Source organism: Roseibium sediminis (genome assembly GCF_008711325.1).
GTDB lineage: Bacteria > Pseudomonadota > Alphaproteobacteria > Rhizobiales > Stappiaceae > Roseibium > Roseibium sediminis.
The window spans coordinates 115,087-134,895 of record NZ_VXDB01000012.1 but is presented as its reverse complement, the minus strand read 5'-3'; the positions used below and the strand labels follow the sequence as shown (position 1 = coordinate 134,895).

The 19,809-nt window shown below is 57.0% G+C and carries 18 protein-coding genes; 9 read left to right on the top strand and 9 right to left on the bottom strand.

The window, feature by feature from the left end; all coding sequences use genetic code 11:
- Positions 1–183 precede the first annotated feature (183 nt).
- Positions 184–1,143: a sulfurtransferase gene (locus F0155_RS13705; RefSeq protein WP_150525091.1), complete on the top strand. Its 960-nt coding sequence runs from the start codon at positions 184–186 to the stop codon at positions 1,141–1,143.
- Between the two features lie 353 nt (positions 1,144–1,496).
- Positions 1,497–2,885: a DUF3179 domain-containing (seleno)protein gene (locus F0155_RS13700; RefSeq protein WP_150525090.1), complete on the top strand. Its 1,389-nt coding sequence runs from the start codon at positions 1,497–1,499 to the stop codon at positions 2,883–2,885.
- A 46-nt stretch (positions 2,886–2,931) separates the two neighbouring features.
- On the opposite strand, the gene F0155_RS13695 is transcribed toward F0155_RS13700, so the two are convergent.
- Positions 2,932–3,474 (bottom strand): ecotin family protein, encoded by a 543-nt coding sequence (locus F0155_RS13695; RefSeq protein WP_204934475.1) that lies wholly within the window; start codon positions 3,472–3,474, stop codon positions 2,932–2,934.
- A gap of 542 nt (positions 3,475–4,016) precedes the next feature.
- Between F0155_RS13695 and F0155_RS13690 the strand changes: the two genes are divergently transcribed.
- Together F0155_RS13690 and F0155_RS13685 are read left to right on the top strand one after the other, a co-directional pair.
- On the top strand, positions 4,017–4,274 hold the full coding sequence (locus tag F0155_RS13690; RefSeq protein WP_150525089.1) for a hypothetical protein: 258 nt from the start codon (positions 4,017–4,019) through the stop codon (positions 4,272–4,274).
- The gene (locus F0155_RS13685; RefSeq protein WP_150525088.1) at positions 4,271–4,771 is read left to right on the top strand and encodes a hypothetical protein; all 501 of its coding nucleotides are present in this window, start codon (positions 4,271–4,273) and stop codon (positions 4,769–4,771) included. The genes F0155_RS13690 and F0155_RS13685 overlap by 4 nt, the downstream gene beginning before the upstream one ends.
- On the opposite strand, the gene F0155_RS13680 is transcribed toward F0155_RS13685, so the two are convergent.
- A complete protein-coding gene (locus F0155_RS13680) occupies positions 4,737–5,546 on the bottom strand; it encodes a hypothetical protein (RefSeq protein ID WP_150525087.1) in 810 nt (269 codons plus the stop codon). The genes F0155_RS13685 and F0155_RS13680 overlap by 35 nt on opposite strands.
- Before the next feature lie 171 nt (positions 5,547–5,717).
- Positions 5,718–6,338, bottom strand: a complete 621-nt coding sequence (locus F0155_RS13675) for a uracil-DNA glycosylase family protein (RefSeq protein WP_150525086.1) — start codon at positions 6,336–6,338, stop codon at positions 5,718–5,720.
- 142 nt (positions 6,339–6,480) lie between these two features.
- Between F0155_RS13675 and F0155_RS13670 the strand changes: the two genes are divergently transcribed.
- A complete protein-coding gene (locus F0155_RS13670) occupies positions 6,481–8,022 on the top strand; it encodes a sensor histidine kinase (protein ID WP_150525085.1) in 1,542 nt (513 codons plus the stop codon).
- 30 nt (positions 8,023–8,052) lie between these two features.
- Here F0155_RS13670 and cobT read toward each other — a convergent pair whose 3' ends face one another.
- A complete protein-coding gene (cobT, locus tag F0155_RS13665) occupies positions 8,053–9,075 on the bottom strand; it encodes a nicotinate-nucleotide--dimethylbenzimidazole phosphoribosyltransferase (protein WP_150525084.1) in 1,023 nt (340 codons plus the stop codon).
- A gap of 98 nt (positions 9,076–9,173) precedes the next feature.
- Here cobT and F0155_RS13660 point away from each other — a divergent pair, with 98 nt between their 5' ends.
- From F0155_RS13660 to F0155_RS13645, 4 genes are all read left to right on the top strand, one after another.
- A complete protein-coding gene (locus tag F0155_RS13660; RefSeq protein WP_150525083.1) occupies positions 9,174–10,037 on the top strand; it encodes an adenosylcobinamide-GDP ribazoletransferase in 864 nt (287 codons plus the stop codon).
- Positions 10,038–10,154: 117 nt separating this feature from the next.
- Positions 10,155–11,336: an alpha/beta hydrolase gene (locus F0155_RS13655; protein ID WP_208999272.1), complete on the top strand. Its 1,182-nt coding sequence runs from the start codon at positions 10,155–10,157 to the stop codon at positions 11,334–11,336.
- Between the two features lie 66 nt (positions 11,337–11,402).
- Positions 11,403–11,573 (top strand): DUF1289 domain-containing protein, encoded by a 171-nt coding sequence (locus F0155_RS13650; RefSeq protein WP_150525082.1) that lies wholly within the window; start codon positions 11,403–11,405, stop codon positions 11,571–11,573.
- Between the two features lie 4 nt (positions 11,574–11,577).
- Complete coding sequence (locus F0155_RS13645) at positions 11,578–12,291, top strand: retropepsin-like aspartic protease family protein (protein ID WP_150525081.1); 714 nt, start codon at positions 11,578–11,580, stop codon at positions 12,289–12,291.
- A 607-nt stretch (positions 12,292–12,898) separates the two neighbouring features.
- On the opposite strand, the gene F0155_RS13640 is transcribed toward F0155_RS13645, so the two are convergent.
- The 5 genes from F0155_RS13640 to F0155_RS13620 form a co-directional block, all read right to left on the bottom strand.
- A complete protein-coding gene (locus F0155_RS13640) occupies positions 12,899–13,729 on the bottom strand; it encodes a sulfite exporter TauE/SafE family protein (RefSeq protein ID WP_150525080.1) in 831 nt (276 codons plus the stop codon).
- 38 nt (positions 13,730–13,767) lie between these two features.
- On the bottom strand, positions 13,768–14,829 hold the full coding sequence (gene dusA, locus F0155_RS13635; RefSeq protein WP_150525079.1) for a tRNA dihydrouridine(20/20a) synthase DusA: 1,062 nt from the start codon (positions 14,827–14,829) through the stop codon (positions 13,768–13,770).
- Positions 14,830–14,900: 71 nt separating this feature from the next.
- On the bottom strand, positions 14,901–16,088 hold the full coding sequence (locus F0155_RS13630) for a trans-sulfuration enzyme family protein (RefSeq protein WP_208999271.1): 1,188 nt from the start codon (positions 16,086–16,088) through the stop codon (positions 14,901–14,903).
- 152 nt (positions 16,089–16,240) lie between these two features.
- On the bottom strand, positions 16,241–18,301 hold the full coding sequence (locus F0155_RS13625) for a methyl-accepting chemotaxis protein (protein ID WP_150525078.1): 2,061 nt from the start codon (positions 18,299–18,301) through the stop codon (positions 16,241–16,243).
- Between the two features lie 690 nt (positions 18,302–18,991).
- The gene (locus tag F0155_RS13620) at positions 18,992–19,801 is read right to left on the bottom strand and encodes a helix-turn-helix transcriptional regulator (RefSeq protein ID WP_150525077.1); all 810 of its coding nucleotides are present in this window, start codon (positions 19,799–19,801) and stop codon (positions 18,992–18,994) included.
- Between the last annotated feature and the right edge of the window lie 8 nt (positions 19,802–19,809).

Genomic DNA, 19,809 nt, shown 5'->3' with positions numbered 1-19,809 from the left:
AAACCGGCTGGATTCGAATTTTAATTCGTGAGAGCGGATTGGAATAATGTTCCAACGCCGAGAACCCGGCGGAAACATTAGATTTTTCTTCTCTCGCGAGCGGCTAATTCCATTGCCTTTTTTCTGAAAAATGTCAATTACGACATTCAATAGAATATTTTTTCAGCATGAGGTCGGGGTGTCATGAAGATCCTGAAGGCAGCATTCACAAGGGTTGTAACCGCGGCAGCAGTGACGGCAAGCGTCATGGCGAGCGCGCTTGCCGCCCCTGAAGTCACGCCTCTGGTCTCAACCAGCTGGCTGGAGCAAAACCTCGGCAGCGGCGAAATCGTGATTCTCGATACCCGGTCCGCGATCTCCAAGTCCGGCCGTGATGATTATCTCAAGGGTCACATCCCAGGCGCCGTCTGGAGTGAATATCCGGGCTATTGGCGCACCGAGCGCAACGGCGTGGAAGGCGTGCTGCCCTCCATCGACAAGCTGGAAGCGGCCCTTTCCGAAATCGGCGTTTCGGAAGACAAGGCCGTCGTGATTGTTCCGCATGGCAAGTCCAGCCTCGAATTCGGCTCTGCCGCCCGCATCTACTGGACCTTCAAGTATCTCGGCCATGAGGCGGTTACGATCCTTGACGGCGGTCATGAGGCGTGGGTCGCCGAAAACCGTCCGCTGGAAACCGGCAACGTCGTCCCGGAAGGCGACATGTTCATCGCCGAGATCAATCAGGACCTGCTGATCTCGACCGACGAAGTTGCCTCTGCCCTCACCTCCGATGTGATCCTGCTGGATGGCCGTCCGCAGAACCAGTTTGACGGCAAGGAAAAGCACAAGGCTTCTACCCGCTTTGGTCACATTCCCGGCGCGGTGAACCTTGATCAGGCGCAGTTCTACGACAAGGCAACCAACCGGTTGAAATCGCCTGACCAGATTGCCAGCCTGGTCCCGGCAAGCCTGACCTCAGAAGACAAGCCGATCATTTCCTACTGCAACACCGGTCACTGGGCAGCAACCAACTGGTTCATCCTCAGCGAACTGCAGGGCCGCGAGAACGTAACCCTCTATGATGACAGCATGGTTGGCTGGACCCGTCAGGCAGACCTGCCGATCAACGGCCCGGACACCCAGCCAGCCCCGGCAACCAACTGATCCGATCTTTCTCCCAAGCAAGATCCAACAAAAACGCCCGGCCAGTTTTGGCTGGGCGTTTTTGTTTTTTCGAGCCATCAATTGACCTTCTGACGTGAACGAAACCCAATGACGCTGACTGGTCCGGAGGTACAGGGACCACATCTTCTACAAGATACAAAAGGGCTGGAACGATCAAGGGAACGGCATGATCACCTCACTCTGATCGGAATGTGATTGGTCCTCACTCATTCCCAGCCCATATTTTTCTGAGTGCTGATGAATGTCCTGAATTCACCCGAAACCGATGACGGCAAATGGTGCGACCCACGCCCTCACATCAGTATCGGTATCCCTGCCGAAAGGACCAGTTCATGACAAAGGCAAATGGAAATTGGCAACGTGCATTGGTCAGTGCATGCGCTGCAGTTGTGCTTGCAACATTGCCCTACACCCCGGCTCTGGCCAAGGAACTCCCCCCGTTGACTGAATATGTGCTCAAGACCTTTGGAAAACGCCCGACCATTCCAGCCGGGCCACTTTCCCGTGATCTGCACTCGGCGGTTGAAACAGCCTTTGTCGACAGCATAACCAAGGGCAGTTGGGGACCAGAACAGTCCGAAGCGTTGGAAAAGATATCAGTTTCTGGGGACCCACGGATCGTGTGGGTTATTAGTGACCTGATGCGGTTTTCCACGTCCGCCCAATTGAACTGGGTACTTGTCGATACCGCTTCGGAACTCTTGGGCAAGGATCTTCGCACCGATAATTCCTGGGGAGCGGTGACGGACCATCTCATCGCTTGGGACGTTCCTGCCCCTCCTGGCTATTTTGAGATCAAGCGGGCGATCTTCACCGGCGTCATTCCCGGTTGGGAGAAGATTTTCCAGGAAGGCAATCTGGATTGGCGCCTCGTCTCGTGGGGTGGTGTCCTGATCGATGCTCGGCCGCATGACAAGACGGACGAGGCATGCAATTGCATTCCCGCGGCAGACAATCCGGAAGTCACGACAGCTGGGGAAGCAACCTGGCTCAAGAATGATGACATAGTCTTCGGCGTGACCGTAAACGGACAATCCCGCGCCTATCCGCGCCGGATCATGGAAGTGCGGGAAATGGTCAACGATACGCTTGGCGGCCGGGATCTCGGCATTCCCTATTGTACCTTGTGCGGTTCTGCGCAGGCCTATTTCACGGACAATGTCCCATCAGGCGTCGAACGCCCGATCTTGCGCACTTCAGGCCTCCTCATTCGCTCCAACAAGGTCATGTATGACCTGAATACCCATTCGATTTTCGACACGTTCCTCGGCCATGCAGTCACCGGCCCTCTTGTCGAAAAGGGTGTGAAACTTGAACAGGCAACGGTTGTGACAACCGATTGGGGACGCTGGAAGAAGGAGCACCCGGACACAACTGTCCTGAAGGAGCGTTATGCGCTTGGGCGCAATCCGGATTTTCGCAACGGGCGTGATGCCGATGGACCGATCTTTCCCATTGGGGATGTCGATCCACGGTTGCCAGTGCATGAAGATGTGATCGGCGCCATCACAAGTTCGGGCAAACCGGTTGCCTTCCAGCGGAGCAAGGCAATGATTGCTCTGCAGCGAGGTTCAGCCGTAACGTTTGAGAACATTCGCCTAGTTCTGGACGCTGGCGGCATACGCGCTGTGGATGACACTGGCGCGGATCTGGGAAGCCATGAGGCATTCTGGTTCGCCTGGTCCCAGTTTTATCCCGGCACGGAGCTCTGGAGCGGATAGAAACGGCTTGCGAATTTCCTCAAGACGCCAAACTGCGACGTAAATCTCACCGCGCTTCAAAATAGTCTGCATCAGCGGTCCAGAACCGATAGCGCAGGACTGCATCGTCGGGAGCGTAGATCACGAGGGGGAGCGCGGAATTGTAGTCCGTTTTGGTGCCTGCGAAAGCAACAAAGGCTTCCTTCTTGCTAGCGTCCGGGCACCCCATCAGGGTGCTCATGACATCTTGGCCAAGCTCGGCCCGCAAGTAGCTGTATCCCCAGCCTTGAACAGTCTCTGAAACGAGCTCGCCACTGCCCCGGTGCGTATTGCAATCCACCTCCATCACCTTTCCGACAAGCAGTTCAACCGACCGCGCGGGGTCAAACATCGGGCCGTTGGTAACAGGCTCTCCCAGATGATAGGGGAGATGGATGACATAGCGCGTCCAGCCATCCTGCGGCGCAGGATAGGGAGCAAGGTTGTCGATACTGGACGCTGTAGCCTGATCCCGATTCAGCTCAACCGTCAGCCCCTGAGCAAAGGCAACTCCGGACGAAACCATCAATAAGGCAACCGCAGTAGCAAGACGGGATTTCTGGTTTGTCATGAGTGACTCCTGATCGTAATCGGCACAATGCACATGTCGGTCAGCATAACGATGATTGAGGCCAAAACTCGGTAGCGCGCTAGCTTGAAGACAAAAAGCCTCAAGATGCAGCCAAAGAAGATGCAACCGCATGACAACTCGTGATTTCTTGTCGTGAAATGAGAAACGGCACCAAGTGTTTTACTGCTGAATTTGGCTCAAATGCCGGGTACAATGACGTCATTAAATTGGAGAAATCATCCAGAATCAGAAAAGCGCAACCATCAGCAAAGTCAAAATCGTTTCACCAACTCCATGAAGAAGAGATACGACTTGGTGTCCGGCAGCATATTTTTTGACAGGAGAGGAGCAATTGCGAGAAACCTTGCGTAAGTTTGATACCGAAATTCACAGAAAAGCGACAACAGCTGCAATTCATTCGTTGGAAACAGCTGGACTTGAGCTCAGTCCCGATAAACTCTCGGACCTGATCTTACTTCTTTATAGTGAAATCGAGAACAAGGGTCGAAAGAGCAAAATTTCCTAGCCCAAGGATTTAAGCCATGAATTTTTCTGATCGCGAAGAACTTTGGGAGATCCTGAAGGATGCCAGAGTTCTAACCCGTCAGGAACGCGAACAGCAAATCCTACGTGAAATCCAGAGATATGACTCCGTCCATCTGTTGACCGACCTTCTGGAGCAACACTTCCAGACATCAGCACTGGAAGACATAAACGACAATGATTTCAATGCCGCAGCAACTCTGGCATGGATACTGATCCGTCGGCTGCGCAAGTCCGAGACGGGATCAGTGCATTGAACGACGTCTTTACCCTTAACTACGACTATCTGGACAAGGGGCTGGCGCAGGACCAGACGACTGCATTCTGGAAAGTATATTGGGAAAACCGCAAGGATCAGCTGTGCTTGCCGGACTTCCCGCTCCAGCTTCGCTATCGCATGACCTGCAGTGCATTTGCCGCCATAGACGGCCTTTCTCCGCCGCTGATCGCCATAGGAAGAAAGTCATTCGCTGTAGATTGCTTTGGAGAAGACTGGATTCAATCCAGCGCGTTCCCGGACAAGACGCCGGATGAGGATCTGGAACGGTTGGTTGCCCCTGGCTATCACGCTGCCATTCAGGGAAGCCCGAGCCTTGATATCGTCCAGACATCCACCAGTGATTTGCACGGACGAGCCATGCGCGTCATGTATGAGCGGCTTATCGTTCCTGTGCGGGTCGGAAAATACAAGCGCGTCCTCTGTTGCATGACGGCTCCCGTCAAGCCGATCGAATGGTTGCCCATGCAAGCCTGACAAGATTGTGCGGCTGGTTCCAGCATAGATAGTCGTCGGTCGGGATATGCGATGGCGGACGAACCCAGTCCGTGCCAAACGGTTCGCAATTCTGGTAGCCCTGCGCAGCCGTAAAGCCCTTATGGTGCAATACATCCGATATAAAGCAATAAATGTAGTCAAAATCCCACTTGAGAAACGCCAGAAGCTGACCAATACGACAGATTGGTCCGCCGAGTTTCCGCCCTCCCCGCAGATCCGGGTGCAGCCACATTTCCCCGTGATAAACCACTCGCCCCGTTATCTTTTCTGTCGCGTAGGCATGATTAACCCCCAGTTCCGGCTCCTGATCGGGATAGGGATCACAATAGATGCGGCGTTGCTGGGCCGCCCAATGCTGCTTCAGGGAAATCCCGGCGAGATAGTCCAGCCGAGCCGCCTGAAATGACAGGATATCTCCACGCCGATTGGAAACACACACCCAAAAGGAATTGTCCGGCGTAAAGTCAAAATAGCGCGGAGAGAACTGCTCGCTGAGGCGGTGCTCATGCGCATCGTCACAGATATCCGCCAGATAATTGAAGTCATACTCCTGAGTGACAACAAGGCCGAGATCTTCAATGAGGTTTGTATAGATACCCAAGGCCTTCACCAGTTCCATCTGGTTTTTCTTGACTATGAAACCCACCGTTTTCCCCTCCCCACTTCCAGAGCCTTTCGGTCCATCCGCCCCAGCCAGCAGATAGATCACGTCCACCCGATCCACATGTTTCAGGAACGGCTGTTTAACCGCCATTCCTCAATTGGAACTAAACGCATCAGCGTCAAAGCAGAACTTGACAGAAAAGAGAAGCGACTAGGACGGGAACCAAGGTAGGTATTTAGAAATGTGAAGAAAAATCGGTTGCAAAAGCAAAAAATGGAAGGTTGAAGCCGTTGGTTTGGCAATCAGTGAAATCTCTCACTCTCACACCAACCTCTTCACTTCCTGCCTTAGGACCGGCAACAACTGGCTTTCGAACCATGGGTTCTTCTTGATCCACGCATTGTTGCGCCAGGATGGGTGCGGAAGTGGCAGGATGCGGCGTTGGCCTTCTGCTCTGTCCCTGTCCCAGAAGTCTCGCCAGTCGGCAACCGTCTCGGTCAGGCTCTTCCTCCGATCCTTGCCGAGATGATAGGCCTGCGCGTACTGGCCGATAACGAGGATCAGCTCGACCTGCGGCACAAGGGCAAACAGGCGATCATGCCAGGCGGCGCGGCATTCCGTGCGCGGTGGCAGGTCCCCGCCCTTCGCATCCAGACCCGGAAAACAGAAACCCATCGGAATGATGGCCAGCTTGTCCGCGTCATAAAAAATGTCCTCCCCGATCCCCATCCAGTCCCGCAGTCGGTCGCCAGACGGATCGGTAAAGGGTCGCCCGCTCTTGTGAACCCGCGTTCCCGGCGCCTGCCCGCAAATGCAAAGTCGGGCACTGGCGGACACCTGAAGCACGGGACGCGGTTCATGGGGCAGCGGTGACTTCTGCGGATTTTCGACGCAGATCCGACAATTGCGAATATCCTCCAAGAGACCTGAAAGCTCTGTCAAATTCTCCACTCCCCCTCCGAGCACATTGATATCCTTACACTTTATTTACCACGTGTCTGAGGACGATCTTAAGAAACTGTGAGTCAAAACTATTGAACCGCGACCATCGCGGCAAGAAACCGACAACAGTTTGCTTGAGTTCATGGGTTCCACCAGTACCAGTTCAGACGAAACAAGGGACGTGTTCAACCGTAAACGCGCGCAGCGTCGGCGGGAAGTGGCACGCACCCTGAAAGACGTCCGGCAAAGTCTTGGTGGACCGGACACGACCAACGCCCAGTTTCAGATCGAACGGCTGCATCTTTTTGCAGATACGCGCATCAGCGCGGCCTATGCCGTTCCCATGCTGGCGTTGATCATCGCAGGTATCTCGACACTCTGGATCCAGCCGCTTCACGTCGCAATCTGGTGTGCGATCACCATCGGCATGCATGCCTACATGGTCTTCACGTGCTCGCGCTACGAACGTTCGACCTCCGAAGAGCGCGCCCGCTCCCGCTGGCTGCCGCATTTCTGTCTGGGCGATCTGGCCTACGGCTTCTGCTGGGCGACGTTTTTCCTCCTGCCAGTCAATCAGACAGCGTCTGAAGGCGTGCTTGTGTTCCAGTTTGCCTCCATGCTGATCGTGGTTGCGATGAACACCATGCAGGCGGCCACCATCCCGCGCGCGCTGATGGCCAGCACCTTGCCGATCACCATCGCCATTGCCATCGCCTTCCTGCAGAGCGCGACGCCGATCCATTACACACTGGCCGCCATGGCCATCGGTGCGCAAGGCTTTTTCCTGATCCTTGGCAACCAGTTGATCAAGAACGCTAACATGATCCTGGAATATCGCGCAGAGAAGGATCACCTGATTGCCGAGCTGGAAACGGCCAATGCCCTGTCGGATGAATCCCGTCGCCGGGCAGAAGCGGCCAACATGGCAAAGTCCCGTTTTCTGGCAACCATGAGCCATGAGCTGCGCACACCGCTCAACGCCATTCTTGGCTTCTCGGAAGTCATGAAGGACGAAGTACTGGGCCCGATGAAAAACGACCAGTACAAGTCTTATGCCGGAGACATTCATGGCTCGGGCCAGCATCTCCTGAACCTGATCAACGAAATTCTCGACCTGTCACGCATCGAGGCCGGGCGGCACGAACTGCAGGAAGAAGCGCTGTACCTGACCGAGGTCGTGGAAGAGTGCATCAACATGATGAAGATCCGGGCCGGCGACCGGAACCTCACCTTGCATTCCCATTTCGAGAAGAACATGCCGCAGGTCTGGGCGGACGAACGCGCACTGCGTCAGGTCGTGCTGAACCTCTTATCCAACGCGGTGAAATTCACGCCTGTCGGCGGAGACGTTCGCATCACCGTTGGCTGGACCTCTGGTGGCGGCCAGTATGTTTCAGTGAAGGACAACGGTCCGGGCATTCCGGAAGAGGAAATCCCGGTGGTCATGGAAGCTTTCGGTCAAGGCTCCATGGCAATCAAGAGCGCCGAACAGGGCACAGGCCTTGGCCTCTCGATCGTTCAGGCGCTGGTCAACATGCATGGCGGCAAGTTCACCTTGCGCTCCAAGCTGCATGAAGGCACCGAAGCCCTGATGACCCTGCCCGCATCGCGGATCATGAAACGGGCAACCGACCCGTCGGACACGCTGCGTCTGCGTACGGACGCTGTTCGCAAGACCGCCTGATCGGCGGCCCTGCCCTCACACTCATAAGTCTCAGGATTTTTCCGATACGCCCGCATCGGCGAATGTCGCCATGCCTGCATGGGTTTCCAGTGCGGCCTTCACAATACCGGCTGCCAGCGCGCCGCCGGAGCCCTCACCAAGGCGCATACCGAAATCGAACAGCGCCTCCTTGCCCATGACATCCAATGCCCGCTTGTGCGCGGTTTCGGCCGAGACATGGGCAAACAGGCAGTGATCCAGCCCTTTCGGATCCATCGCATAGACAACTGCAGCAGCGGCCGTTGTCACAAACCCGTCGACAATCAAGGGCACGCGCTGCAGGCGGGCGGCAATGATGAGGCCTGCCATGGCAGCGATCTCGCGCCCGCCAATCCGGCGAAGGATTTCCAGCGGGTCCTTTTCGCCGCCAAGACGGGCAACAGCGGTGCGAACCGCGTCCGCCTTGCGCTTCAGGCCTTCGTCATCAACGCCGGTTCCCCTGCCAACCCAGTCCTCGGCCTCACCGCCAAAAAGCGCGTTGTAGATAGCAGCTGCAACCGTCGTGTTGCCGATACCCATTTCGCCGAGACAGATGAGGTCGATACCGCCCGCAAGAGCTTCCATGCCATAGGCCATCGTGGCCGCGCAGTTCGGCTCGTCCATTGCGTCCTGTTTGGTAATGGAGGGCGTTGGCAGATCGACGGCCAGATCAAACACCTTCAGACCAATGTCATTCACCCGGCAGATCTGGTTGATCGCCGCACCGCCAGCTGCAAAGTTGTCGACCATCTGGCGGTTGACCGCAGACGGGAACGCAGACACGCCTTCTTCCGCAACACCATGGGCCGTTGCAAAGATCCCGACCAGCGGACGGGTGATCTTGGGCGCACCCTTGCCGGACCAGCTGGCATACCACTCGACGATTTCTTCCAGTTTCCCGAGCGATCCGGCAGGCTTCGTCAGCTGGGCATCGCGAGCCCGGACAGCCGCCAGCGCCTCCGCATCCGGCCCCGGCATCGCCTTGACGAGATTGCGGATATCGGAAAAGGGCATCGCGGTTTCGGCAAGGGACATCGGCTCAAGGCTCCGCAGGAATGACAGGACATGATTGAGTTCTACTGCAGCCGATCTATAACGGTGGGCAAGCAAAAGACAAGCCGAGGGCGGTATGGATGGCCTCTGAAAACGACACCAATGCACAAAACGGTGCTGCCAGCGGCCAAATCCCTTCAACCAAAGGCGAATTCGCACTGAAATTGCTGGCGGATGCCGCAAGCTGCATCCGGTTTTTCTCCCGTATCCCGGTCTCCCAGGTCAACCGGCTGGATGAGCCTGCAGCCTTGCCGGATTTCACCACTCAGGCGCGTGCGGCCCCTCTGGCGGGGGCATTTGTTGCCCTTCCCGCAGCAGCCCTCGGGCTTGCTCTCGGCTACACAGCTTTCCCACCGCTGGGCATAGCCCTTCTGGTGGTTGCCCTCTTGGCAATCGTCACAGGCGCGTTGCATGAAGATGGGCTGGCGGATATTGCCGACGGCTTCTTCGGCGGCCACACACCGGAACGGCGGCTGGACATCATGAAGGACAGCCGCATCGGCGCCTTCGGCACGATCGCCCTTGTGCTCGCGCTTGGCCTGAAAGCGGTTCTGATTGCCGAGCTGATCATTCGTTTTGGACCAGCTGTGGCCATGGTGACACTTCTCGGGCTGGAGGCTTTTTCGCGTGCGCTGATCGTTTGGCAGTGGAACCAGTTACCCCCTGCCCGCCCGACCGGGCTTGCCGCCCGCTTTGGCACACCGAACAGGACATCCGTGCTGATCGCCTTCGCACTCGCTGTCCTTTGCATGCTCCCTGCCCTGATCAAGCTGCCGCCACTTGCCCTGATCACAGGCTGCGGATTTGGCATTTTGTCGGCGCAGGGCATTGCGCAACTCGCAAGAGCGAAAATAGGTGGAGCGACGGGAGATGTTCTTGGTGCCATTCAGCAGATCGGCGTTTTGGCCTGCCTTTTCGGGATGTTGATTCTTCCTCTTGCGTGACCAGCTGAGCCGAACGCGTGTTCCCCGCAGAAATTAACGCTCTTTAACAATCACGTTGCGCCGCACCTAAAAACTTGCCACTGATGACCCTGCTTTCAATCGACAGGACTTCCGCTGGTGTCACGCAAATCGCTTCGTCCCATTTCAATCTCATGCCTTGTTATGGCCTTTTGCGTCTTTTTGGCCGCCTGCGGAAGCCGACCCGTTACCGGTGCCCTTGAGGTCAACTCTGACCCTGCAGCAGGCACAAAAACCCATGACATCCTGATTGCAACGACTCGCGAGCGAGACGAAACCCCCGGCACCCTGTTTAACGGCGAACGACGCGGCAATGGTGCCGACTACGCCGAAGCCACAATTTCCGTGCCGCCGACCCACAAGCCCGGCATGATCGAGTGGCCGAAAAAAGCACCGGGCAACCCGGCAACGGACTTTGTTGCCCGCAAGGCCGGATATATCGACGGAGACGAAGCCTTCAAGGCACGCCTGAACGCGCGCCTTGCCGCGATGCCAAAAGGCAAGCGGAAGGTGTTCCTGTTCATCCATGGCTACAACACGCTCTTTGCCGAAGGGCTCTACCGCTTCACCCAGTTTGTCCATGACGCGGAATTTGACGGCGTGCCGGTTCTCTTCACCTGGGCCTCGCGCGGGCAGCTGTCTGATTATGTCTATGACCTCAACAGTGCCTCTGTTGCGCGGGATTCGCTGGAACGCACGGTCCGCATGCTGAACGAAAGCAAGGCGGAAGATATTGTCATTCTGGCTCATTCGATGGGCAACTGGCTGATGATGGAAACCGCTGCGCGCATTCCGGAACGCGAACGTCAGCAGCTGGACGGAAAGGTCTCGCAGGTCATCCTCGCCGCGCCGGATATCGATATCGACGTCTTCAAGTCTCAGCTGCGCCGGATCGGCAAGCCGCAAAAGCCGTATCTCATTGTCCTGTCCAAGGATGACCGTGCCCTGCGAGTGTCACGTGCCATTGCCGGCGGCAAGGAACGTGTCGGCGCCTTTTCCGACGACAAGGAACTGGCGGAACTTGGTGCGATTGTCGTGGACCTGACGGATGTGGAATCGCAGGATGGCGCCAACCACAGCAAGTTCGCCCAGCTCGCGGCCTATTCGCCGGAACTGCGCTCGATCCTGCAGCAGCGCTCTCTGACCCAGCACAACAACGCAGGGGCACTGGCGCAAACCGGCTCTGATCTTGGTTCCTTCATTGGTGGAACGGTTCAAACGGCGGTGACGCTGCCAATCAGGATCGTGACCGCACCCTTGGTGGCTATCGCCGGCCAATAGTCGTCAGTGGCAATTTCAGGCAATGCGGCCTTGGCAAGGCCGCATTGAAGCCCCTATATCGAAGGCATGACGTCGCCCTGCACAAAAGTCTGCCAGATTGACCAGACCACCCGCCTTTGCCGTGGGTGCTTTCGCTCGCTTGAGGAAATTGCGACTTGGGGCTCCATGAGCGAGGCTGACCGTGCCCGCGTCATGGCCGTTCTGGAAGACCGCCGCGCGAGCCTTGGCGGGGAATAAGACAATGAACGGACGCGAGATTGCCCGTATTCTTGTCCTTGCCGTCATCATCGGCGCCTGTGTGGCCGTCGGGCTCTATGCGGTCGCCAACTGGCCGTCCCAACCGGAAGACTTCGACTTCGACGACACCGGCCCGCGCCTTGTTGCCCTGTCCGCCCTCGCCATCGTGTTCCTCGCCAGCCTCGTTTTCGGACAACCAAAGGTGCGGGAGATCCTGAAAGCCACCGTCTTTTGGGGCGGCCTCGGCATTGTTCTTGTGGCCGGATATGCCCATCGCGACGAACTGGTGCAAGGTGGCTACCGGGTTCTGGGCGCGCTCGCGCCGGGCCTTGCCGTCACCCAGAATGACGGCTCCGTTCTCATCGTCCGCGACCAGACAGGTCACTTCGTACTGGATGGCACCGCAAATGGCGCCAAGGTCAGCTTCCTGCTGGACACGGGCGCCAGCGCTGTTGTCCTGACCCATGAGGATGCGATTGCAGCGGGCTTCAAGGACCGGGACCTTAGCTTCACCGTTCCCGTTTCCACCGCTAATGGCCGCGCCCTCGTTGCGCCTGCCAAGATCGACGAAATCCGCATCGGTGACGCCACCTTCCGCGATATCCGTGCCTTCATCGCCCGCGACGGCGCACTGGAAAACAGCCTCTTCGGCATGACCGCCCTCGACCGCCTGCAACGCTGGCACATCGAAGGCGACAAGCTTGTCATGGTGCCTTGAGGGCAAACCTCGGGCAACACTCCAAACTCACGACCAACCCAGCAGGTCGTCCCATGGCTTGACCATGGGACCCATTCCGTTTCCTCTCCACAGCCACCGTTCATTGTAACATCACGGGATGGAGCACCTCTCGATCCTGTTGAGGGCAGACTCCATCAAGTCCGGTGATGTCCATCTGAGATTTGCGGTAAACTGGACGAATAGACTCTCAGCTCGCAGAGCCTCGAACCGTTTCATCGCCCCACCTCATTCTCCGCTCGTCATCCCCGCCACCGAGCGGGGATCCACTATACCCATCAACCTGCGCGGACCATTGAAACAAGCTTAAGCCGCACCGCAGGCACCTTTTCCCTCACAACGCCTTCGGGTTTCAATGGATCCCCGATCAAGCCGGGGATGACCACCTTGCGCACGGCCCACGCCGCAGCCATGCCATGACTTGATCATGGCATCCATTCCGTTCTCTATCCGCAGATTGAGCGGACGGTCACATCACGGGGTGGATCACCGGATCAAGTCCGGTGATGACCATCTGAGGTTTGCGGCAAACTGGCCGAATAGACTCTCAGCCCGCAGAGCCTCGAACCGTTTATGGTCGCCAGCTCCCCTACCCCAACATCCCGAACAAAAACCGAGCGGCCACGATCAGCAGGAACACGCCGAAGAAGATCTCCATCTTTCGGCGGGGCAAGGAGTGGGCGAGTTTGACGCCGTAGGGGGCGGCGAAGGTGGTGACGGGGATGATCAGGAGAACGCCGAGAAGGTTGACATAGCCCGCGGAGAACGGCGGCAAGAAGTCTGCGCCCCACCCGGCCCAGATGAGGCCGATGGTGCCGGGAATGGAGATCATCAGCCCCGTGCCGGAGGAGGTTGCAACGGCCTGATGGATCGGGCGGCCATAGAGTGTCATGAAGGTGTTGTTCATCACCCCGCCGCCAATGCCCATCAGCGTTGAGAAAAAGCCGATCAGGAAACCGCAGAAGCTGCGGATCGGGTCGCCCGGAATATCGCTGCCAAGCCGCCAATGCGGCTGGTCGAGCAACATGCGCAGGCCGAGAACCAGCGCGATAACACCAAAGATACCCTTCAACTCCGCCCCGGAAACATAAGCCGCCACGAGCGAAGCTGCCAGAACGCCAAGCGGCAGCGGGATCAGCCAGCTTTTCAGCAAGGACAAATCCGCCGCCCCGCGCTTCTTGTGCGCCAGAAACGATCGGGTGGATGTCGGCACGATGATGGCCAGAGAGGTTGCGACGGAAATGTGCATCCGCACACTCTCATCCACCTCCAGAAAGGTGAGGAACTGGTAGAGCACCGGCACCAGAACCGCGCCGCCACCAATACCGAACAGACCGGCAAGAAATCCGGCCACCAGACCGGCAGCCAGAAGCGCTGCGCCCAGCCACAGGGCATCAAGGGAAAAAATGGCGGTTTCCATGCGGGGGTATTCCGGGGCGGGGTTGCACGTTTAGCACATCAGGCCGCGTCGTCGGCCCTGCTGTCACCGGAAAACCTAGCATCATCCCAATCGTCCCGCACCCTGTTTGGTGCCGATACCGCCTCAAGCGCCTTTTGCACGACCTCGACCCCCGCCTCCGGCTTGATTGCCTCAACAGTCAGGATGCGCCGCCACGCCTTTGCCCCGGGCCGTCCATGGAAAAGGCCCAGCATATGCCGCGTCATGTGCGGCAGACGCACACCGCGCGCCAGACCGTCCTCGATATAGGGGATGAATTTTTCGACCGCCTGCCAGGGAGACACGTCTTCCACGTCCTCGCCATAAAGCCGCCGGTCCACCTCGCCCATCAGGCCGGGATTGTGATAGGCCGCGCGGCCCAGCATCACGCCGTCCAGCGTGTCCAGAAACGGTTCGGCCTGATCAAGGTCAGCCAACCCGCCATTGAGGCCAATAAATTTCTCGGGAAACCGCGCTTTCAGCCGCAGGACCCGATCATAATCGAGAGGCGGAACATCGCGGTTTTCCTTTGGGCTAAGACCTTTCAGCCATGCCTTACGGGCATGCACCCACAGCGCATCGCTGCCGGCAGCAAACACCTTGTCCGCCACCGCATCCAGCGCCTCTTCCGGGTCCTGATCATCCACGCCAATGCGGCATTTGACCGTGACGGGTATGGAAACGGCCGCCTTCATCGCGGCAACACATTCAGCAACAAGATCCGGCTCGCGCATCAGGCACGCGCCAAAGCTGCCCGACTGAACGCGGTCCGACGGGCAGCCCACATTGATGTTGACCTCGTCATAACCCCAGTCCTCAACGATCTTTGCCGAAGTCGCCATATCCGCAGGGTCAGACCCGCCAAGCTGGCAGGCAATCGGATGCTCCAGATCGGAAAATCCGAGCAGCTTTTCCCGGTCGCCATGGATCACCGCACCCGTCGTCACCATCTCGGTATAAAGCAGCGCACGCGACGACAACTGCCGGTGAAATGAGCGGCAGTTTCGATCCGTCCACTCCATCATCGGTGCAACCGCAAAGCGCGGTTGATGGTCGGAATAAAGGCGAGACATCTTGGTCATGCCCGCCTCATATCACTCTCGGCGCTATGAGGCAAAGCAGGTGTTTTTGTCGAGTGCTCTTCGCGAAGCCCTCAGGCCGATGTCATGGCGCTTTCGAGATCGGCTATCAGGTCGTCAACATGCTCGATCCCCACGGAGAGGCGCAGGAGATTGTCGGTGACGCCAAGCATCTGGCGGCGTTCGGGCGGCAGGATGGCGTGGGTCATGCTGGCCGGGTGCTGCACAAGACTTTCCACCCCGCCAAGGCTGACGGCAAAGGCAAAGAGGCGCAGGGACTGAGCGATCTTTTCCGCCCGCGCCTGTCCGCCCGTGACTTCCATGGAAATCATCGCGCCAAAGCCCTTCATCTGGCGTTTGGCGACTTCATGCCCGGGATGAGAGGAAAGGCCCGGATAGATCAGTTTGGTGATGCCGAGACGCTCGGCGTTTTCATCGAGATAGGCGGCAATCCTTTCGGCATTCTGATTATGCCGTTCCATGCGAATGGCGAGGGTTTTCAGCGACCGCAGCAGCGTTGAACAGGCAATAGGGTCCATGACCGCGCCGGTGGCATTTTGCAGAAAGCGGATCTTCTTGACGATCTCTGGATCGCAATTCGGCGACACGGCCACAACACCGGCAATCAGGTCCGAATGTCCGTTCAGGAACTTGGTGGCCGAGTGCATGACAATGTCGACGCCCTGCTCCAGCGGGCGCTGGCAATAAGGCGAGCAGAAGGTGTTGTCGCAGACACTCAGCGCACCGACGCGCTTTGCCTCGTCCACCACGAAGGCGATATCGACAATCTCCAGCAGCGGATTGGACGGCGTTTCGAACCAGAGCATGGCCGTGTCCGGGCGAATGGCCGCCCTCACCGCCTCCTTGTCGGAGAAATTCACGAAGGTGACATCCAGCCCGGCAGACTTGCTGCGAACCATCTCCAGAAGGCGGTAAATGCCACCATAGACATCGTGATGCGCCACCACATGGGCGCCCGACTCCAGCAGCTCCAGAATGGTGGAAGCAGCGGAAAGACCGGACGGACAGGCAATCGCGGTTTCTGCCCCCTCAAGATCGGCAAGGCAGGCTTCCAGCACCAGACGGGTCGGATTACCCGAGCGCGAATACATGAAACCGCGATTGTTGCCGATGCCATCCTGCACGAATGTGCTGGATGTATAGATCGGCGTCACCACGGCACCGGTTTGCGGGTCCGGCTCCTGTCCGGCATGGATGGCACGGGTTTCAAAGGCGTCCTGATTGCTGGTGCGGCGTGTCAATTGATTTGGTCCCAAGCTGAGGAAAATACGGTCAAAATTGCTTAGACCACAATTTCGAAAAGCGAACAATCAGCCGATGGAATGGGCACGAGTCAAAGAAAAAGGCGGCCACATTGCTGTGACCGCCCCGCTCCCTGTCATGAACTGCAAACTTATGCAGCCCGGACCTCTGTGAGGAACTTGTTGACCATGCTGTTCAGCAGCTGAACCTTTTCCGACATGTCGGAAGCGGACATGAGCATGGTGCGAGCGGCATCGCCGGTCTGTTCGGCCCCGCCGTTCAGCTCCGTCACGCTCTGGCTGACCAGATCCGTGCCTGTTGCCGCATGGCTGATGCTCTTGGCGATCTCGTGGGTTGCCGCGTTCTGCTCTTCCACCGCGCCAGCAATGGCGGTTGCGATCTCGGCGACGATCTCGATCTCGCGGGCAATCTCCTCGATGGAGGCCATGGTCGAGCTGGTTTCGTGCTGAACCGCGTTGATCTGCGCGGCGATGTCTTCGGTTGCCTTTGCAGTCTGGTTGGCAAGGCTCTTCACCTCGCTGGCAACAACCGCAAAGCCCTTGCCTGCCTCTCCGGCGCGCGCCGCCTCAATCGTGGCGTTGAGAGCCAAAAGATTGGTCTGCTCGGCAATGCCGGTGATCAGGTTCAGAACTTCGCCGATATCGGAGACCTTGCGGGTCAGCGCCTGCATGTGCTCCCGGCTCAGCTTGGTCACTTCGAACGCATGTGCGGTCTTGTTGTTCTGCTCGTTCACCTGACCACTGATTTCCTGGATGGACGCACCCAGTTCCTCGGCTGCCGACGCAACGGTCTGAACATTGCCCGATGCCTGTTCAGCAGAAGAGCTCGCCCCGCTCGCCAGAGCCTTCGAATGCTCGGCTGTTTCGGTCAGGGTACCTGCAGTCGAATGCATGGATTGGGCTGCTTCCGACACCTGTGTGACGATGGATCCAACGCTCTGCTCGAACTCTTGAGCAAGCCGGGCCATGGCCGCGCGCTTTTCTTCCTGCGAGCGCTCTTCCGCAATCCGGCTGGTTTCCTGCAGGTCCGCAACTTCCATCGCATTCTTGCGGAACACCTCAACCGAGCGGATCATTTCGCCAATTTCATCAGAGCGGTTGTGGCCAGAAAGTTCGACATCCAGCTCGCCATTGGACAATCGACTCATGGCGCTTTGAAGTTCCTTGAGCGGACGGGTGACCTGCTGGCGCACAAAGAACAAGGTGCCCGCACCGAGAACCACGGAGACGCCCAGCAACAGCCAGATCAGGTTGTTGGACAGCTTGATCTCCGAAACCAGACCGGTCAAAGCCGCCTGTTCCCTATCGATGGCGAACTGGGCCATCTCGTCCAAGCGATCTTCCAGAGGCTCGAACACCTCATGCTCCATCCTGTCGATCGCAGCCAGTGCCTTGATCTTGCTGGCCGGATCATAGGTATTGAAGACCTTGGGTCCGCTTGTGCGAATTTCGTTGAACGCCGCCTCGATCCCGTCGAGCTTGTGGGTTTCGTCGGCTTTCGCTTCCAGCGGTCGAATGAGTTTCAGGAAATGCTCAAACGTTTCCGCATCGCGCATAAATGCATCGGCGGCCTTTGGATCACCCCGAAGATAGGCGTTAAGTGAGGAAACCATGTCCCCTGCCTCGTCCACCATCTCCAGATAATACTGCACGCCCGGCAAGTCGTCCGTCAGCACCTCTTCGAGGGTCTGAGAGTTTGCGGCATCGGCGATTTCGGCATTTTTCATGTCATCAAGGGCTGTTTCGATCTTACGCCCCATTTCAGCCAATCGCTTGACTTCAGCTGCTGCCTGAGCCTCGGCTTCGGGACTATAGGCTTCGAACACTTCGCTGCGTACGGTCGACTGGTAAAGCTCAAACTGAGAAGCCACCTCCTGAATAAAAGGATCATCCTTCTCGAAAAGCGCACTCAGCTTGCCAAAATACTCGGTGAACTGCCCGTAATTGCGATCAAACCCCTTGCGTTCATCACCTTCTCCGTTGACGTATTCCAGAACGTTGGAGTTGATGTCTCCCAATTCTTCGATCAAGGTCAGGGTCAAGGTAGCTTTTGGAACCTCATAATCCTTGACCAAGAGTGCCTGTTCGCTGACCCCGTCACCTATATACTCAACCCCCGACGAAACGGCTCCGATCATTGCAACCAGACCGACAACCGGTAGAGCCAATTTCTTGCCAACCGACAATTTCATCTGAAACACCCCGAATAACTTTGTTTCACTTTCAACGCCAACGGGCAACGCCACTCACCCAAGTCCTTGGAAGTGGTTTGAACCTCCAATATGAATAAAATTCTAATCATCTCAGTGTTAAAACATGAGATAAAAGCGCAAGTTTAAATAATTTCTCGAAATAGAGATGCGAATATTGGCATCAGTACAATCTACATCAAAGACAGAAAGCCAAATCGCCAAAAACAACCAAGAATTGTCCAGATAATTACATCAATCTGCACCTTGGTAATTTGAGCACTGCAAGTTCTTGAAACTGACGTCGCGGCTTCTGAGAGGCATCAGACCAGCGACCTGAGAATTACAACACGTCACAATACAACCTTTACGAGCATTCTGCGCATACATTGCCAGACAGGCTTGAAGCGGCCGGCACAACCGGTTCATGAAGGCGAGGATTGCAAGGTTACAAACTGCGACTTGCGAGGGGCTTTTTGTGCCTCAAAAAATATTTTCCGTCACAGGCGCCAAACACCTGGGAAAGACGTTGGCGCTTCAAATCTCCGCGCACTTTGCGGAATTCAGGCATCTTCGTTGGCGAAGATTCGTGGCAAGGTGCGCAACGCCGATCGCTCGCGGAAGCGCATTGGGACGAGGCATGAATAAAGGGGCCCTCAATGGAGCCCCTTGTTTCGTGATCAAACGCTCGTGTCAGCGTGTTTTGGCTATGCAGGTCGGCGGCGGCACATTGGCATTTGCGCCATTGAGATGACGAGCCTGGGAAACTGCGCGGCAAATGATACGGCGGCGGCGCTCGCGGCGGGTTTCCAGCTTTCGGACATCCTTGCTTTTGTCAGCGCTGATAAAGAACAGGCTCTTGATCAGGTCTACGAACCTGGCGCGAAAATAACGCAAGTCGACATGCTGAATGTCCTGTCCAGAGCCCGAGCGGGCCAGCTTGACCAGCGTATCTCGCGTTCCCGTGGACAGGTTGTCCTTGATCCGTTCAATCTGATCGACACCGGACTGAAGTGTAGCCCGGTTGATGTCCTGTATTTTTGTCTGAATCTTCTGAACCGGGTTGTTCTGGGGGAAAAGTCCCCAAAGTCCGACTGGTTCGCTCAATTTGCCCGCTGTTTTTGAAATAAGCATCGGGCCGAAAGGTGTCTCTTGCGACATAGTGGCCTCTGTATTTTCGTTGGATGGGAGAATTGCCTCCGGCACGCAATCAACTACTTCTCCAGGTACGCAAAAAACTTCTTCAATGCTGACGAACTCGGCATCCAGCCTCTCATTAAGGCCAAGCGCCCAAAGTGCATTGACGAATATGCCCAGACTGACGGACGGATCGCCGCGCTCCAGCCGGGTTATTGTCGAGGGGGATACGAACAGACAGGTTGAGAAATCGCTTTCGGTCAGTCCAAAACGGATCCGAGCCTCAGCGATCTCGCGTCCCCAGACCGCAAGCATTTCATGTATATTTTCTGGAGCACTATCAGACGCATGGACAGATCTAGCCATGAGTATTT

Bases quoted from the DNA above. Each gene is read 5' to 3' on its own strand.
- F0155_RS13705 (WP_150525091.1), top strand. From the start codon at position 184: ATGAAGATCCTGAAGGCAGCATTCACAAGGGTTGTAACCGCGGCAGCA.
- F0155_RS13700 (WP_150525090.1), top strand. From the start codon at position 1,497: ATGACAAAGGCAAATGGAAATTGGCAACGTGCATTGGTCAGTGCATGC.
- F0155_RS13695 (WP_204934475.1), bottom strand. From the start codon at position 3,474: ATGACAAACCAGAAATCCCGTCTTGCTACTGCGGTTGCCTTATTGATG.
- F0155_RS13690 (WP_150525089.1), top strand. From the start codon at position 4,017: ATGAATTTTTCTGATCGCGAAGAACTTTGGGAGATCCTGAAGGATGCC.
- F0155_RS13680 (WP_150525087.1), bottom strand. From the start codon at position 5,546: ATGGCGGTTAAACAGCCGTTCCTGAAACATGTGGATCGGGTGGACGTG.
- F0155_RS13670 (WP_150525085.1), top strand. From the start codon at position 6,481: ATGGGTTCCACCAGTACCAGTTCAGACGAAACAAGGGACGTGTTCAAC.
- cobT (WP_150525084.1), bottom strand. From the start codon at position 9,075: ATGTCCCTTGCCGAAACCGCGATGCCCTTTTCCGATATCCGCAATCTC.
- F0155_RS13660 (WP_150525083.1), top strand. From the start codon at position 9,174: ATGGCCTCTGAAAACGACACCAATGCACAAAACGGTGCTGCCAGCGGC.
- F0155_RS13650 (WP_150525082.1), top strand. From the start codon at position 11,403: ATGACGTCGCCCTGCACAAAAGTCTGCCAGATTGACCAGACCACCCGC.
- F0155_RS13645 (WP_150525081.1), top strand. From the start codon at position 11,578: ATGAACGGACGCGAGATTGCCCGTATTCTTGTCCTTGCCGTCATCATC.
- F0155_RS13640 (WP_150525080.1), bottom strand. From the start codon at position 13,729: ATGGAAACCGCCATTTTTTCCCTTGATGCCCTGTGGCTGGGCGCAGCG.
- dusA (WP_150525079.1), bottom strand. From the start codon at position 14,829: ATGACCAAGATGTCTCGCCTTTATTCCGACCATCAACCGCGCTTTGCG.
- F0155_RS13625 (WP_150525078.1), bottom strand. From the start codon at position 18,301: ATGAAATTGTCGGTTGGCAAGAAATTGGCTCTACCGGTTGTCGGTCTG.
- F0155_RS13620 (WP_150525077.1), bottom strand. From the start codon at position 19,801: ATGGCTAGATCTGTCCATGCGTCTGATAGTGCTCCAGAAAATATACAT.